This is a genomic window from Marinomonas spartinae (genome assembly GCF_016461715.1).
Taxonomy (GTDB): Bacteria; Pseudomonadota; Gammaproteobacteria; order Pseudomonadales; family Marinomonadaceae; genus Marinomonas; species Marinomonas spartinae_A.
The window spans coordinates 147,372-163,913 of the sequence record NZ_JAEMUI010000008.1; the positions used below are offsets into that span (position 1 = coordinate 147,372).

Annotated in this window: 16 protein-coding genes; 10 read left to right on the forward strand and 6 right to left on the reverse strand. The window is 45.5% G+C overall.

Annotated features, from left to right (window positions below):
* Positions 1-4: 4 nt before the first annotated feature.
* From JHD45_RS09880 to JHD45_RS09925, 10 genes are all read left to right on the forward strand, one after another.
* Positions 5-1,498, forward strand: coding sequence for an aldehyde dehydrogenase family protein (locus JHD45_RS09880; RefSeq protein WP_199476348.1), 1,494 nt, complete (start codon positions 5-7; stop codon positions 1,496-1,498).
* A gap of 21 nt (positions 1,499-1,519) precedes the next feature.
* Positions 1,520-2,314, forward strand: a complete 795-nt coding sequence (locus JHD45_RS09885; RefSeq protein ID WP_199476349.1) for an SDR family NAD(P)-dependent oxidoreductase — start codon at positions 1,520-1,522, stop codon at positions 2,312-2,314.
* An 8-nt stretch (positions 2,315-2,322) separates the two neighbouring features.
* Positions 2,323-3,357, forward strand: a complete 1,035-nt coding sequence (locus JHD45_RS09890; RefSeq protein ID WP_199476350.1) for a WD40/YVTN/BNR-like repeat-containing protein — start codon at positions 2,323-2,325, stop codon at positions 3,355-3,357.
* A gap of 31 nt (positions 3,358-3,388) precedes the next feature.
* Positions 3,389-3,847, forward strand: a complete 459-nt coding sequence (locus JHD45_RS09895) for a VOC family protein (RefSeq protein WP_199476351.1) — start codon at positions 3,389-3,391, stop codon at positions 3,845-3,847.
* Between the two features lie 63 nt (positions 3,848-3,910).
* On the forward strand, positions 3,911-4,513 hold the full coding sequence (locus tag JHD45_RS09900) for an amino acid synthesis family protein (RefSeq protein WP_199476352.1): 603 nt from the start codon (positions 3,911-3,913) through the stop codon (positions 4,511-4,513).
* Positions 4,514-4,555: 42 nt separating this feature from the next.
* Entirely contained in the window at positions 4,556-5,398 is an 843-nt protein-coding gene (locus tag JHD45_RS09905; protein ID WP_199476353.1) for an alpha/beta fold hydrolase, read from the forward strand.
* Positions 5,399-5,410: 12 nt separating this feature from the next.
* On the forward strand, positions 5,411-7,024 hold the full coding sequence (locus JHD45_RS09910) for a bifunctional 3-(3-hydroxy-phenyl)propionate/3-hydroxycinnamic acid hydroxylase (protein ID WP_199476354.1): 1,614 nt from the start codon (positions 5,411-5,413) through the stop codon (positions 7,022-7,024).
* 33 nt (positions 7,025-7,057) lie between these two features.
* A complete protein-coding gene (locus JHD45_RS09915) occupies positions 7,058-7,819 on the forward strand; it encodes a 2-keto-4-pentenoate hydratase (RefSeq protein ID WP_199476355.1) in 762 nt (253 codons plus the stop codon).
* Between the two features lie 15 nt (positions 7,820-7,834).
* Positions 7,835-8,233: a carboxymuconolactone decarboxylase family protein gene (locus JHD45_RS09920; protein ID WP_199476356.1), complete on the forward strand. Its 399-nt coding sequence runs from the start codon at positions 7,835-7,837 to the stop codon at positions 8,231-8,233.
* 83 nt (positions 8,234-8,316) lie between these two features.
* Positions 8,317-9,747 carry an aldehyde dehydrogenase family protein gene (locus tag JHD45_RS09925; RefSeq protein ID WP_199476357.1) on the forward strand — a complete coding sequence of 477 codons (1,431 nt, stop codon included), beginning with the start codon at positions 8,317-8,319 and terminating at the stop codon, positions 9,745-9,747.
* Between the two features lie 207 nt (positions 9,748-9,954).
* Here the strand turns inward: JHD45_RS09925 and JHD45_RS09930 are convergent, their stop codons facing one another.
* The 6 genes from JHD45_RS09930 to JHD45_RS09955 form a co-directional block, all read right to left on the reverse strand.
* Entirely contained in the window at positions 9,955-11,253 is a 1,299-nt protein-coding gene (locus tag JHD45_RS09930; RefSeq protein WP_199476358.1) for a hypothetical protein, read from the reverse strand.
* Between the two features lie 229 nt (positions 11,254-11,482).
* Positions 11,483-12,472 (reverse strand): RnfABCDGE type electron transport complex subunit D, encoded by a 990-nt coding sequence (locus tag JHD45_RS09935; protein ID WP_199476359.1) that lies wholly within the window; start codon positions 12,470-12,472, stop codon positions 11,483-11,485.
* 43 nt (positions 12,473-12,515) lie between these two features.
* Positions 12,516-13,058: an iron transporter gene (locus JHD45_RS09940; RefSeq protein ID WP_199476360.1), complete on the reverse strand. Its 543-nt coding sequence runs from the start codon at positions 13,056-13,058 to the stop codon at positions 12,516-12,518.
* The gene (locus JHD45_RS09945; RefSeq protein WP_199476361.1) at positions 13,042-13,881 is read right to left on the reverse strand and encodes an FTR1 family iron permease; all 840 of its coding nucleotides are present in this window, start codon (positions 13,879-13,881) and stop codon (positions 13,042-13,044) included. Before JHD45_RS09945 ends, JHD45_RS09940 begins: the two co-directional genes overlap by 17 nt.
* Positions 13,882-13,893: 12 nt before the next feature.
* Positions 13,894-14,226: a cupredoxin domain-containing protein gene (locus tag JHD45_RS09950; protein ID WP_199476362.1), complete on the reverse strand. Its 333-nt coding sequence runs from the start codon at positions 14,224-14,226 to the stop codon at positions 13,894-13,896.
* A gap of 294 nt (positions 14,227-14,520) precedes the next feature.
* Positions 14,521-16,542: HAMP domain-containing methyl-accepting chemotaxis protein (locus tag JHD45_RS09955; protein WP_233407741.1), on the reverse strand; the 2,022-nt coding region annotated here is incomplete at its 5' end.

Sequence of the window (16,542 nt, forward strand, 5' to 3'; positions counted from 1 at the left end):
GATCATGACTACCATGGAACTGTTTCCAGAAGTACAAAGCTTTCTTGCCGAACAAAAACGTTTGTTTATTGGCGGCGAGTGGGTTGAACCTGCTGCAGGTGAATATTTTAATGTTGAGAATCCAGCGACGACACACAATATCGCCAGTGTCTCCAAAGCCACTGCTGCGGATGTGGATCTCGCGGTTCAAGCGGCTCGCCAAGCGTTAGAGGGAGAGTGGCAGCATGTGTCTCCGGCTCAGCGCACCAAATTGATGTTGCGGTTAGCGGATTTAATCGAAGAAGACGCGGAAAACCTCGGGCAAATTATCTCGCTAGAAAATGGCAAGCCCTATAGCAACGCGAAAAATGGCGAAGTGGTGGTCACGGCAAACGTTATTCGTTACTTTGCTGGCTGGCCTTCGAAAATTGAAGGCAGCACCATTCCTGTGTCGCCGCGTACAGGTGAACGCATGCTCAACTACACAGTGAAAGAACCTGTGGGTGTGTGCGCACTGATTGTGCCATGGAATTTTCCTCTTTCTATGTGTGCCTGGAAATTAGGTCCAGCGTTAGCAACTGGCTGTACCTCTATTTTGAAACCAGCGGAACAAACCCCTTTGTCTGCCTTACGTTTGGCGTATCTGATCGAAAAAGCCGGCATTCCCCGTGGTGTATTGAACGTATTAACGGGCTTTGGTGAGGGGGCTGGTGCGCCATTAGCGGCTCACCCTGGTGTGGATAAGATTGCCTTTACTGGCTCGACTGGCGTGGGGCGTCTGATTGCCCAAAGTGCGGTCAGTAATATGAAAAAAGTTTCTCTCGAGTTGGGTGGCAAATCTCCCAATATCATCTTACCTGATGCTGACATTATCAAAGCGGCAAAGGGTGCAGCCGACGGTATTTTTTATAACCAAGGCCAAGTGTGTACTGCTGCCTCTCGTCTGTATGTCCATGAAAGCGTACTCGATCAAACGCTTGAAGAATTACGCAAGCACGCGGCGGCTCATGTGGTTGGGCCGGGTTTAGACGAACGAACCACTATGGGGCCTTTGGTTTCCTCTGCACAGTTCGATGTTGTCAAAGGTTACGTGGACAGTGCCGTGTCAGAAGGGGCTGAGCTGATTTGTGGTGGTGGTAAACCAAGTGAATTAGGTGATGGCTATTTTATGTCACCAACGGTCTTTTTGGATAAACAAGAGCAAGCTCGTGTGGCGCGAGAAGAAATTTTTGGTCCTGTGGTCACGGTCATGAGCTGGTCGGATGTGGATGAATTGGTGCATCGCGCCAATGATACGCCCTTTGGTTTGGCGGCTGGTCTTTGGACCAATGATCTGACTCAGGCGCACACCATTGCCAGTCGCATTAAAGCCGGCTCTGTATGGATTAACTGTTGGAATGTGGTGGATCCTGCGTCGCCATTTGGTGGTTATAAGCAATCGGGCTGGGGACGTGAAATGGGCAAAAATGTCATTGATGCCTATACCGAAACGAAGAGCGTTTTTGTCAATTTAGGTTAATAGAAAGTAGAGGATTCGATTATGGATTTAGAGATCAAAGATAAAGTCGCCATTGTAACTGGTGGCGGTATGGGCATCGGCAAAGATGTTGCCAGATTTTTAGCGGAAGAAGGCTGTGATGTGGTGATTTGCTCGCGCACTATGTCTGTACTGGAAAAAACCGCAGCGGAAATTTCCGCAGCAACCGGCCGCCGCGTTCTACCTGTTACGTGTGACACCACGGATATGGATTCTGTCGAAAATATGGTGGCGGTGGCGGCCAAAGAATTTGGCCGTGTAGATATTTTGGTCAACGGTGCGGCAGCGCCTTCCGGTGTGGTTCGTAACTCCATTGAGTTTGCCAATGATCACGAATTGCTGGGCGATTTAGACACCAAAGTCATTGGCTATTTCCGTTGCGCCAAAGCCGTCACACCTTATATGAAGAAACAAGGCTTCGGTCGCATTATCAATATTGGTGGCTTAACTGGTCGTAGCAGTAAAGTGATGTCTGGTATGCGTAACCTTGCCATCGTTCATATGACGAAAAACTTGTCGGATCAACTGGGCCCCCACGGTATCACTTGCAACATCATTCATCCTGGTGTGGTGGATACCCCTCATATTCAAGAGTTGTATGAGCGCGAAGGTAAGATCCAAAACAAAACCCCACAAGAAGTGGAACAGGGCTACATTGATGTAACGCCAATTCGCCGTACCTTAGCACCCGTTGAGATTGCCTATTTGATTGCTTTTTTAGCGTCACCCAAAGCGGCCGCCGTGACAGGCGAATCGATTGGTATTGATGGTGGACTAACTCGCGGCATTTTCCTATAGGAGGTAGTATGAGTGGCACAATTTTAGTATCAACCGTTGGCCAAGGCGTGGTGAAAAGTGCCGATAATGGTCAAACATGGCACCGTCTTGCATTAGGTCAGGACATCGAATTTGACGCAATTACTCGCTCTCTGGATGTAGATCCGACGAATCCAAGTACTTTATACATCGGTACGGACACTGGCCTGTGTGTTAGTAAAGACGCGGGTTCTAAATGGACGCGTATTGATTCCCCTTTTAATGGCGAAACCGTATGGAAAGTGGCGGTCGATCCGAAAAATCCAAAACGTATTTTTGTGGGCACTGGCGCGCCGTCTCGTGCGGTGCTATGGCGCACTAAGGACGCTGGGGAAACATGGGATCGTGCTCCTGTGGAGATTCCAGAGTTTTGCGCTGGTGTGAGTAAACCACGATTATTGGCGTTTGCCTTTGATCCTACAGACTCGAATAAAGTCTGGTTCGGTCTAGAAGAAGGTGGCTTGTTTAAGAGTGAAAATGGAGGCGATTCTTGGGAACGTATTGATGATCGTTTGCTATGGGATTTCAATTCCGATATTCATACTATTCAAGTGCTTCCCAATCAGGGTAAAAAGGTAGTGGTTGCTGTGTGTGTGAATGCGGTGTATCGCAGCTTTGACGATGGTGAAACATGGGAAGGTATTATCGCCAAAGAAGCCTTTGGTTTGTACTACGCTCGTGCGACCGCCGTACCAATGGGCACAGAAAGCACGATTTATTTAAGTGTGTCAGATGGTACGCCTGGGACGACCAGCCAAATTTATGTATCCCATGATGCCGCTGCAACATGGCAGCTGCTGCCCTTTCCCTTACAGCCTAACTCATGTGTTTGGGGGATTCATGTAAACCCTGCCAATCCGGATCAAGTGGTGGCTGGCACCAAGTACGGACATTTATTTACCAGTGAGAAAGCAGGGCTATCTTGGAAAAAAGAATGGCGTGAGTTCAGTGAAATTTCCGATGTGCTTTGGACGCCAGCAGAAGCCGTTATTAAGGCCGCTCATACCTCTGTAATCAAAAAATAGTGGTGTGAACACATAAAAATAGGTGATGAACATGAAGGTGAAAATCAATCGTACTCATATCTCTTTATTTGTATCCGATCCCAATGCTTCCGCTGATTGGTATGCGGATGTGTTATCGATGGAAAAAAACGCTCGTAATGGCGACGAGTGGGTAATGATGAGCTTTGGTGATAAACACCATGATATTGCTTTGATTAAAGCGCCAGAAGGGGCGAGCAAAGGCATCATTGGTCTTCAGCATTACGGTATGGAGATTGATGGCGACTTGACCACCTTACGCCGCCTATATGGCATGTTATTGACGAAAAAGGTTCCGATTGTCAAAACCACAGATCATGAAGTGGGTATAGGGCTGTATTTTGAAGACCCAGATGGCAATCGCTTAGAGTTTTTCCTAGAAACAGAACACGATGATGAGCTTGGTAAGTCCCGATTTAAGCATGCTCATGCACCGAGTCGTCCGATCACACTCGAACCTATTTTTGACTGATGACTTTTGATCAATGTGCTGTTTAGCAATGTACCGCTTATCAATGTACTAAGGATTCAAACCATGAAAGAAGCAAATTTTAGCTCATACCATATTCGTAAATGGTTTTACCATTACGAAGAAACACTGGCCAATGAAACCGGTAAATTGGCCGATGGCGAGCCTGTAAAAAAATACGTTATTGCGGCCGCTATTCATAACCCTCTGGCGAATACCTATTCTGAAGATTTATCAGTGCTGGTGGAAAACTCTCCTGAATTAGGAAAAGAGTTTGGTCGCCGCATTAATGAGATTGCCGGTGATAATGAGATCGTTAGCTACGGTAAAGCGGTATTTGTCGGTGCCTTTGGTGAATACGAACACGGTAATGCCTTTTTGACCAACCCCGCGGCCGACCCTGTTCGTGTTGCCGTTGGTGGCGGGAAATCTTGGGTGCCTTCAACCGGTAAAGTGGGTGCGCCAGGTGCGACCATTGATGTGCCGTTAGCTCACAAAGACGCTCTCTATGTGCGTTCTCATTATGACTCTATTGCCGTGTCTTTTAATGATGCGCCTCGTAATGATGAGATTTTGATCATTTGGTCTTTTGCGACTCGTGGTCGCTTGCATGCACGTTTAGGTGGCTTACAAGCAAAAGATGTCAAAGGAGAAAATGGCCTCGTTTAGAGGTCATTTTTTATAGAGGCCATTTTTATAGAGGTCATAGCCATGACAATGTCGAGTCGCAGCCATTTTTTCACCAACGATGGGCTTAACCTACATTACCTCGAATGGGGCAGTGGCAAGGTGCCAGTGGTGATGCTGCATGGGTTACGAGGTTTTGCGCAAACATGGCAAGACTTGGTGGATGCAATGGGCGATGGGTTTACCTTTTTCGCTTTGGATCAAAGGGGGCGCGGTGACAGCGATTGGGGGCCAACCAAGGATTATAACGCCGACACTTATATTCAGGACTTAGCAGGATTTGTTGATCATTTAGGATTAGAGCGTTTTGTTTTGATTGGTCATTCTCTAGGTGGTCAAAACGCGGCTGAGTTTGCGCGCCTATATCCAGAGCGTGTGATGGCGATGGTAATAGAAGATATTGGTCCAGGTTCCTCCAAACAAGGCGAAGGGGCAGAGCGTATTCGTCGAGAAATGCGCAACACACCGTTAAGTTTCGATTCTTGGCAAGCGGCTAAAGAGTTTTGGACCCACTCTCGCCCGAATTTAACCGAGCAGGCATTACAGGCACGTTTGACCTACTCGTTCCGGGAAGTGGACGGAAAAGTGACGTGGAAGCACGATCAGCAGGGCATCGCGGAGGCACGTTTAACCATTGAGCCGATGGATCTATGGCCCGCATTTCGTGCCATTTCTTGCCCTACGTTATTGATCAAAGGCGGTGATTCGGACTTTTTACCGAGTCAAACCGTGGCAGAGATTGTAGCGTCTAATGCCTTTGTGCAGGCCATTCAAATTGATCATGCCAGTCACTATGTTCACGATGATCAACCCGAAAAATTTAATGAGGCGGTTGTCCGTTTCATGCAAACGGTTCTTACAGATTAGAGGTCTTTACTGATGAAAACACAAAAAGCAGATGTCGTAATTGTTGGCGGTGGGCCAAATGGTGTCACCTTAGCCAATTATATGGGCTTATATAATATCAATACGGTGTTGATTGAAGCCTCAGAAGAGATTCTTCCCTACCCGAGAGCAGTGGGGATGGATGATGAAGCTTTGCGTGTTTTACAAGGTGTTGGGCTGGCTGATACGGCGATTAAAGATATGATCAGTAATGTGCCCCTGCGCTACTACAACTCTCGTGGTGTGTGCTTTGCTGAAGTAAAACCCAAAGCTGCCCAGTATGGTTGGCCGATGCGTAATATGTTTATGCAGCAGCTATTGGAAGTCACCTTGCGTGATGGATTGAAGCGCTTTGACTCGGTGGATTTGCGCTTAGGTCATGCCATGACCCGTATCCAAGACGAAAACGATAAAGTGGTGTTGCACGTCACGGACCCATCCGGTGAAGAATACTGTCTGGAAGCGGGTTATGTTATCGCTGCGGATGGTGGTCGTTCAGAGGTTCGTAAACAATTAAATGTAGGTTTTACTGGTCTAACTCATCCCGCCAAATGGGTGGTGGTGGATGCGGCTAACGATACACTGGATGCGCCTTTTACAGCTTTGCATGGTGATCCTGTTAGACCCTTTGTGTGTATCTATTTACCTTACCAGTATCGCCGTTGGGAATTCATGTTGTTCCCCCATGAGAAAGAAGAAGACATTTGCCAAGAAGAGGTTATTCGCGGCCTGATTCGTCGCCATATCGGCGATAAAGTGGATAACTTGGATATTGTTCGTATCCGCGCTTATACCCATAACTCCCGTGTCGCCGATAACTTTGTCAAAGGCCGCGTCCTATTGTGTGGTGATGCTGCTCATATCACGCCTCCTTGGGCTGGTCAGGGCCTTAACTCGGGTATTCGAGATGTGGTGAACATTGGTTGGAAAGTCGCGGCGGTGGTGAAAGGCTTGGCTTCTCCCAATATTTTGCAAACCTACGATGATGAACGTCGTGGACATGCGACCGATTTGGTTGGTTTGGCCGACAATATGGGCGCGGTCTTGGGCATGACGAATCCGATTATGGCGGGCATTCGTGACTGGATATTCAAAGCAACGGATTCAGTGGATAGTTTGCGTGAGCATTTGGTCGAGTTCAAATTCAAACCCAAAGCACACATTGTTAAAGGCATCGTGTATCACGAAAGTGAGGAAGTCTACGAAGACAGTCTAGTGGGGAAACTCTTTATTCAGCCGAATATTGAAACGGCGGAAGGCAACAAAGAGAAGTTGGACACGATATTAGGGGATTGGTTTTCCATCGTCGGTTATCGCACGAATCCGACGGACTTTATGTCAGAGGAAAATAAAGCCTTCTGGAACAAGATGCAGACCCAATATGTGCAAGTCAATCCCTCGCGCAGCGGATTAAGTCATCATGAACGTTTGACGGCGTCGGGCTGTACGAGCGTTGAGGATCTAGAAAACACCTTGGCCGATTGGTTTAGTCAAGCACGAGATAAAATCGTGATCATTCGTCCAGACCGTTTTGTAGCGGCCTTAACCTCTCCAAGACGTCTCAATGAAGTGTTAGATGCCTTACGTGGTCAGCTTACAGGCAAATAATCGCGACCTGTTAACTCGAAGTAGGAGAGTCTTGTGTTAGAAGAGCAAGTTGCCAAGGTGTTGATGGAAGCGCGCCGTGAATGCACTGCTATCCCTTTGATAGAAGCGCTTTCCATGGAGAATGTTGCTTTTGGTTATCAGGTGCAAAAAGCCGTGATTGACCTAAACCAACAAGCGGGCAATAAGTTAATAGGCTGGAAAGTGGCGCTGTCTAGCCAGCCAGCCCTAGACCGTTTTGCCTTACAGGAGCCGATTTATGCGCCCCTATTTGTCGACAATATTCTGTCTGGTGAGTTAACTCGAAAGCAAGTTATTGCCCCTAAAATTGAATCTGAAATGGTCTTTGTTTTGGGCAAAAGCCTCACTGGAAGTCATGTCTCGGATGATGAGATACTGGCTGCCATTGCGTGGATGGCACCCGCGATTGAGGTCGCCGATTGTCGTCTCCAAGGTTGGAAGTTTGATATTAGCCATTTTGTGTCTGACAATGCCGCAGCGGGGTTTTATCAAGTCGGTCAACTGGTTCCGTTTGATACCAATACGCTTGAAAAGTCCGGTTATTCCTGTCTGCTGGAAACCGACATCACAAGTGACGTCGGCTCTGCGGAGAATGTCTTGGGTGGGCCGCTTGTTTCTGTGGTACGCATGATACGAGGCATATTGGCTATTTTTGGCGAAGTAAAAACTGGACAACAGTTTTTGAGTGGTTCTTTGACCAAGCCTGTTGATATGATTCCGGGACAGACCTATCGTCTCCAGTTACTTGATCAGACGGTAGCACTTCAATATAAGTAACTTATAGGTAACGATATGACGGATAAATTTGATAAAGGCCTTGCTACCCGTAAAGCGGTGTTAGGGGAAGACTACGTTAATAACTCGATCAATAATGCCACTCATTTTACACGTCCACTTCAGCAGTTGGTCACGGAATATTGCTGGGGCGATGTTTGGCAACGGGAAGGCTTAGCCAAGCGCGAGCGGAGCTTAATTAATTTGTCGATGATCTCCGCTCTGAATCGTCCCCATGAGTTGGCCTTGCATGTGCGCGGTGCCGTGAACAATGGCGTCACCGTCGCAGAAATTCGTGAAATTTTATTGCAGGTAGCGATTTACTGTGGTGTGCCCGCGTCGATTGATGCTTTTCGGACGGCAGGAACCGTATTAAAAGAAATGGGATTGGATTTGGATGCACCAGATCTAGCCTAAGCCTCGTCTAATGATATGACTTTCTTCTTTATCGTTAAAACCATAAAGCAGAAAGTCATTAAAAATATAAAAAGAGAAAGACCATGCTGAAACCCAGTTACCCGTTTTATTTGGCAAATGAAGCTGTGTATGCCAACACGGATTTGTCGGTTCACAATAAGTATTCCTACGAAGTAGCGACGAAAGTGGCGATGGCCAGTACGGCCGATATTGATCGAGCCATTGCTGCCGCAGATGGGGCAAAAGACGCTATGAAAGCCATGCCTGCATACCAACGCCAAGCTATTTTGCAGCATTGTATTGCACGCTTTAAAGAACGTTTTGAAGAGTTGGCTTATGCGCTTTGTATTGAAGCCGGTAAGCCGATTAAAGACTCTCGCGGAGAAGTAACGCGATTGATCGACACCTTCCAAATTGCGGCGGAAGAAGCCACCCGTATTTATGGTGAAGTGATGCCGATGGATATTTCTGCTCGTGCAGCGGATTACCAAGGAATGTGGAAGCGCGTTCCCATTGGCCCATGCTCGTTTATTTCTCCATTTAATTTTCCCTTGAATTTGGCAGCTCATAAAATTGCCCCAGCCATCGCAGCGGGCTGTCCTTTTGTGCTTAAACCAGCCAGTTTAACGCCCGTTAGTGCCTTGATTGTCGGCGAGATCTTGGCAGAAACCGACTTGCCAAAAGGGGCCTTTTCGATTCTTCCCTGTCATCGTGAAGGGGCGGATTTATTTACCACGGACGAACGTTTAAAACTGCTGAGTTTTACTGGTTCGCCCGATGTGGGTTGGGCATTGAAAGCGAAAGCGGGTAAAAAGCCCGTTGTGCTGGAATTAGGGGGCAATGCGGCTTGTATTGTCGATGAAGGTACAGACCTTGATGATGCGGTGCAACGTATTGTATTTGGTGCTTATTATCAATCGGGTCAAAGTTGTATCAGTGTACAGCGTATTATCGTGCATGAGTCTCTTTATGACGATCTAAAACAGCGCTTAACCTCTGCTGTTAAAGCGTTGGTATCGGGTGATCCATTGGATGAAAAGACCTTTATTGGTCCGATGATTAGCGAAAAAGAAGCGCAGCGTTTACATACTTGGATCGAAGAAGCCGTTGCTGGTGGAGCGAACGTTCTGGCCGGTGGTCAGCGCACTGGAGCAATGTTGGATGCGACCTTGATGGAAAACGTTGATCCTGCTATGTCGGTGTCTTGCCAAGAAGTGTTTGGCCCCGTGGCAATATTGTCGTCGTTCCGTGATTTTGACGTGGCATTAGCTGAGGTAAACAATTCCGTGTTTGGTTTGCAAGCCGGTATCTTTACCAAAGACATCTATAAAGCCTATAAAGCGTGGGATGTACTTGATGTGGGTGGTGTCGTGATTGGCGATGTGCCTTCATGGCGAGTGGATCATATGCCCTATGGTGGTGTAAAGGACAGTGGTTTGGGTCGTGAAGGGATTCGCTTTGCGATAGAAGACATGACGGAAATGAAGCTGATGGTTTTACGCACTCCCAAGTAATGTACATGACGAAATAAGAAGCAAAAGACAAGGCGCTAAGGGCGCCTTTTCTTTTGCACTTTTTTTAGGTGCATAGGCTAAAGCACAGTGGATATAGAATATTGGTCTTTTGGGATTCAGCTAGAAGAGCTGGAAGGGGAAACAATGGCCTGAAGGGAAAGCAGACCATTGTTTTCATTGCGCTTGCAGATAGGGTGTTATGCCGGCTTAAAACGGCATGATGGCGATGACTTGAGAATACACATTGGTATTATCATTGCCTTGAACGCTGCTGCTGGATTTTGGTTTGTAGAAACCAACTACAGGCGAAATGATCAGATGATCGTTGACTGCCCATTGCATCCATAGATCGACCTCTTTTGCATTGTTCGTTCCCGTATCATTTTTGGTTTTCGTAAAGTCAAAATACAAGGCACCGACACTGACTTTGTCTGTTGGGGTTGCTGAGAGTTGAATGGATTGAATATCGGAATCGATAGAGGCTCCTGATGGGCCAGCATAGTTAGCGGCTACCTCTCCCTGGAACCAGGTGCCATAACCACGGCTGAATCCATAGAAAAGAGGGTCATAGCCTTCTCCGTATCGAGTAAAGCGATAGTGAAGGCTTGGAGACCAGGCAATTTGATCAAAGGTCCAGCCAACTTCGGCATACCATGCTTTCGCGTTTTTGGAGTTATCCCCTTGTATTTGTTTGACGTATTGTGCCGATAAGAATAATGGCTTTATGCCAGCGTCTCCTTGATAGCGTACGCTCATGGTTTTTTGCCCATCGCGTTTGTTTAAGCCAAAGAAGTTTGCTTCTTTTTGATTAACACTTAACCCTCTATTGAATAAAAAGCCGACCACGCCATATTTATTGTGGTTTTCGATATTGATCCCCGCCATCTCTGTGCTGGCCTGTGCTGCATTGTTTGATTGGAGCCAGTAAATATCAGAGCGCCAGCCTTTATCGCCACCTAAGCGCAGGATCGCGGTATTATGAAAGGATTTTCGCGCTGCAAGCCAGTAGGCGCCTCCACGGTTAGGGTGTACTCCAGCAGCTTGACCATCTAGGCCTTTGCCCATGTTTAGAGCATCATTATTGATGATGAAGCCATTACCGACGACAAATCCTTGTCTACCTGTTGAGAATTCAATATTTTTTGTACGATAGCCGATGAATAAATCTTCGATATTGGTTTTACGTTCACTGCCAGTTGTCAGGCCAGCAGCATCGCCATCTCCCCAGGTACCACTGGAGATAGCATTAATCGTACTGAAAAACGTACCGTTGGCGGCTTTTTGATCACCAGAAAGCCCAAATTTGATAAAACCCTCTTGCCAAGAGGGAGACTTATGAGGGTTACCATATGTCTCTTGACTATGAAATGCCCCTACATCGGCTTCGCCATTGAAAGATAAATGCTGGTTGTCTTTATCTATCAGGGTATAGGCATGGCTTAGTAATGGCGCTCCTAGCAGAGCGGTACAGATGCCTAACTTACTTATCTTAAAAAGTGGTCTCATGTTTTTGCTCTCATTTTTTGGTTTTTTCAGAAACATGTAATGCACGGATAAGAACATAGTAAAAAATGACCATCAATTCAATTTATTATCACATTATGATAATAAAAAATTCAAAATGTGCCATTTTTTGTTATTTTTTCTTTTAAATATCAATTTTTTGGCGTGGGTAAAACTTATGAACTCGTTATAGATTTGTTCTAAGTTGGTCGATTAACTAATGGAGGTCGCTCTATGGCAGAGGGTGGCGGATATGGCTTACGTTGCGTTTCCATATTTCGGTACACAGGTATTTGGCTACTAGCACCAAGGCGAAGAGAGCCTGGCTTGAAATGAGAGCGAGCAACATACCTTCAGGAAATGGGAGAAAAGCTCGATAGGCAATACATAAAAAGCCAATGCACATGACGTATAGACAGCGCTGAAGTTGACTCAATCTTGATGTGAAGAGATCCGTTGTCATGAAGATTAGTCCAAAGATAAAGCCTCCCATGAGCATATACGATAGGTAACCATGAAGAGGTAGGCCGATCTTTTGATGGAAGAGCGTATAGCTAATAGCACTGGCGGCTAAACCAATGAGGATGGGGAGCATTTTTATTAGCCTGAAAGAGCGTAGCAGTAGACAAGAAAGACATAGTCCTAGTTTAGAGGTTTCACCAATGCTGCCTTGCCACTGTCCTAAAAAGAGTTGGGTGAGTGATAAGGACGAATGGGGTATAAGATCAAAGTGGTGACTCAGGGAGAGTTTCAATAATGGAGTCGCAGAGGAGATAGCGTCAATATCTGGATGGTATTGGCTGTAATGAATCATTGGCAAGTGGATGATGAATAGAACAAGCCTTGAAGCAATGGCACCATTTAAATAAAACACGTAATGTTGATGTTTAATCTTCGCGGTAGAAATAAGATTGCCAATTAAAAAACAGACAAAAACATCCAAGTAGGAGACATGATAAGGCACTATGCAGAGAAAGATAATGCTACTAAAAAGAATGTCTTGCGAGGATTTTATGGACAGCTTGTCGGTGACTTTTTCAATGCCAAAGTGATAAATCAGATAAAACAGTCCGCCTGCTAGGGCGATAGCGGCGCATTTACCAACAAGAGAAATGAGCACCTGATCATCTTGGCCCGTTGGCTGGTAAGTGAGCATTTGATTGATGATGCCTAAAACCATCACAGGCGCAATTGCGATGATAAATTTTGTTATGATTTTCATAAGGGAAAGAAAGCGCAACAGGTGTTGCGCTATGTATGGCCTGTTATGCTTGTGGGTATTTGAATTTAAAGGTTAACTCAAACGGTTTGAACCAAGCAGGTACCCCGGTTGCTTTATCGATATGACGTAAAAATCCTTTCTCATCCGGTGCTGTATATTTCAAATGAACCACATAGGTTCCTTTGCCTGCTAATTTCACCGAGTGTGCATAATGAGGGCCATCTGCTGCGGTCATTGGAAGCATTTGGCCAAACTTCATAAAGTGGGTGTCACCAACTTTCGTAACTACGTAATCCACACTCACATAAGGAATCCATGCACCGTTCGGAAAGCCCCATTTATTGTCTTGAGTGGCATGCACATCTGATTCTAGGTGGACAACATCTTTACCCATCACCATGGATGTTGGGGAGGGCTGTGTCTTGATGTTCAATAAATAAGACGAAGCAATCTCCATCCCATCTTTATGAACTGGGCCTCCGACAGGGTATTCACGTGCACTGGCGTATTGGCTGATGAGGGCCGCACCACAGCAGATAGCGGTTAAAGACAAGGCTTTTTTAATATTATTACTCGTGACTTGCATGTTGTTTTTCCTTAGTTGCGTAATAGGTGTGTTTAAGCCGATATGTTGTGAAAGAAATCACCAATAAAACGGCACACCAAGTTACTAGTTGAATCCCCATAGGGGTTGCCGTATAGCCAATAACAGAATGGGCGAGTACACCAGCCCAACTGTTACTGGATAATAAAAATGAGCTGTTCCAAACTTGCGAACCCCACTGTGGGAGGAAGCCAATATTGGCAAGAATGCCAACAGCTTGGCTGGACAAGCCCGCAGCGATGATGGATAAAATAAGGTTGCTAGATGAGAAAATATGGCGCAGAGGGATCATAACGATGCCTCGGTATAAAGTATAAGTCACTAGGATGCCCAATAAGACACCGGACAGGCCGCCAATGAGCATACTATTCTCCGTTAAACTGGAAGATAAGAAGAGGCTATACAGGAACAAAACCACTTCTGACCCTTCTCGTAACACGGCGATGGCGATAACAATGGTGATGGCGAAGCCGCCTTTACCATCAAGTAATAGGCTTTTGACATGCTGTCGGTTTTTTTCTGCCATCTCTCTGCCTTTGACCGACATCCAAACCGTTTGCCAAGCCAACATCATTGTCGCGGTCAATAAAATAACGGCGGTAAAGATCTCTTGCCCATAACCAGACAGCGATGATTCGACTAAACTGGTGAATTTCGCCAGCATAATGGCACCGATCAGACCAAGAACGATGCCGCTTATCACTTGAGCGCGAATGGCTAGCCCTTTGCAAGCCGCGCTGACGATCGAAATAATCAACCCTGCTTCTAGCACTTCTCTAAAGACGATCAATAAAACAGCAATCATAGTGAAGAATCCTTATGGCTTTTTGGCGATTAGCGTGCCTGTCACATGGTCGCTATAGTCATTGAAGAAGGTATATTTCCCCGCTTCTAATGGGCCAGTAAAAACTGAAATTTGGCCATTTGGCACAGCGATCTTTTCGAACTTCATGTCATAGCTTTCTAACTCTGCGACCTGTTGTGTTTTATTAACGAGCTTTATTTGAATGCGTTTATTAGCTGGGACGGTAAGTTGTTTAGGGGAAAAGCCTGCTGGGGTCAGTGTTAGCTGAAGTACCAAACGTTCCGCATAAGCGGGGAGACAAGCACTCGAAAACAGTATGGCTAAAAGCAAATTACGTAATGGCATGGGCAGTTTCTCTTTAGACGGCAGTAAAAGAACAAAGATGTAAAAAATATTGATAATTGTTATCATTATTATATTTTTGTTTTATTCTTATCCTGTCGAAGCCCTACGTCAATTTGTTAAAGATAGCTTCCTGTTTTTATCGGTAATATTTACAGTGGCTATCTATAGTTCAAAAAATATGCAGATAGTTGCTAAAAGAATCTGCCGTCAAGGCATTTGTTCGAATATGAGGAAAAATAAATGAGAGGATAGACAGAAGTGGGATCTCCCCTCAAGAAGAGGGGAGTAGTAAACCTACGCTCTGGCTAGTATAAAACGCCCCATGGTTTGTTTCATGGCCGCGCTTTGACTACTGAGCTCTTCTGCAGCAGCAGCGCCTTCCACAGAGCCAGATGCATTTAACTCCACGACGTCGCCAATAGATACCATCGATTGGGTCACTTCATTTACCGCTAGGGCTTGTTCCTCACTTGCAGAGGCGATTTTTGCCACGATGGATGAGGTTTCAGTGATACCATCAAACACGGCTTGTAAGGACTTGTCGGTGTTTTCAGCGATGGTCACGCCATTTTCTGTTTTGCTTGATGATAGTTGTATTAACTTGGCGGTTTCTGCGGCGGCACTGGTGCTTCTAGAGGCTAAGCCTCGAACCTCATCAGCCACAACGGCAAAGCCTCGTCCTTGCTCGCCAGCTCTAGCCGCTTCAATGGCAGCGTTTAGGGCCAGTAAGTTGGTTTGTTCTGCAATTTCATCGATGGTTTTAATAAAGCCTGCAATGCTTTCTCCAGCCTCGCTAATCTCTTTCATCGCCATGACCATCTCTTTCATATGAGCTTGTCCTTGTGTCACCGCTTGCTGAGCTTGTTCTGCCAGTAAATTCGCTTTTTTCGCATATTCTGCATTCTCACTGGTTTGTACGGAGAGTTGTTCCAACGCGGCTGAAATGGTTTGTAGATTATCTTTTTGTTTGTTGGCGCCTTCTGCAAGAGAATGGCTAAAGGTAGAAACTTGTGAACTGCCAACCGCGATTTGATCGCCAGCGTTTTGGATTTCCATCAGAATAGCGTTGAGGTTCTTCACCATATCTTGCAGTGCTTTTCCAAGACTGTCTTTGTCTGAGGCCAGTTGGACGTTAGAGGATAAGTCTCCGTCGGCAATTTTTTGCGCTAAGACGGCTTTTTCTTTTAGGCTTTTGACCATGTTACGGATGGCCGCGTATAAACTTGCTTCTTTCTCATTGTTATTTTGTAACTCTACTTCTAAGTCTCCCTCAGCGACACTTCTAACGACTCGTGTGACTAAGGCTGGGTCGCCTCCTAGCTGGGTAGTGGTTGCCCGAGTAATGAAAAAGGCCACCGTGATACCCAATATAATCGCCACCGCCACGATGGCTTCGATGAAATAGACGGCTAATGTATTGCTTTCTACTAAGTGAGGGCCAAGTTTATCCTGAGCATTTTTAATGGATAATTTAAGATTTTCTGTGGCTTTCGTCACTATAGCACCAACGGGATTTAACTTGTCGCTAATGATGGTGTTACGATCCTGAATGACGTTAACGACGCGATTAAAAGCATCTTTGTAAATTGTTATATCTTGAACTATTTTATTGAGTTGTGTTTTGTCGCTCGGATTATTTAGTTTTTCATTGAGGTTTGTTAGTTTCTGATTTAGATCTGAAAACTCTTTATTCACTCTGTCGACTGAGCTTTGGTCGTTAGACTCTAAAAACTTCACTACATATAAGCGTGCAAGCAGTAAACTTCTTATTGATAATGCAGTATCGTATGCGGCTTCAGTATCGCCAGCATTTTTTACAGACAGTAGTAGGTCTGTTATGTTGTTTTCTATTTCAGGACCTTTACTATTTAATATGTTATTAACAAGCTCATTTCTTTGTTTTTTTAGCGTGACAACCTTGTCAAACCCACTGATATAGCCTTCTAGAGAGGTTTTCAAGTTCTGGATCGTTTTTAGATCTTGTGCCGTATTTATATCAGCGATGGCTTCGTCTATGGACTGTTGAGTGTTCTTAAAATATCTATCAAACGCTTCTTTTGCTTGCGAGTCGCCCGTTAAAATAAAATCTTTTTCTTTGTTACGAGTCGTTAGCATATTTTCCTGAATTTCGCCTACCGCATTAGAGGCTCTCGCTAGTGAGCGATATTCATCAAAGCCACTTGAGGCATTATTTAGAGAAAAATAGGCGGTTCCACCAACCAATGCTAATAAAACAATGACAAGTGAAAAACCTAGATAGAGCCTTTGCGAGAAGTTGAACATGTCCATATCCTCATATAAAGTGTTGCTATAAAG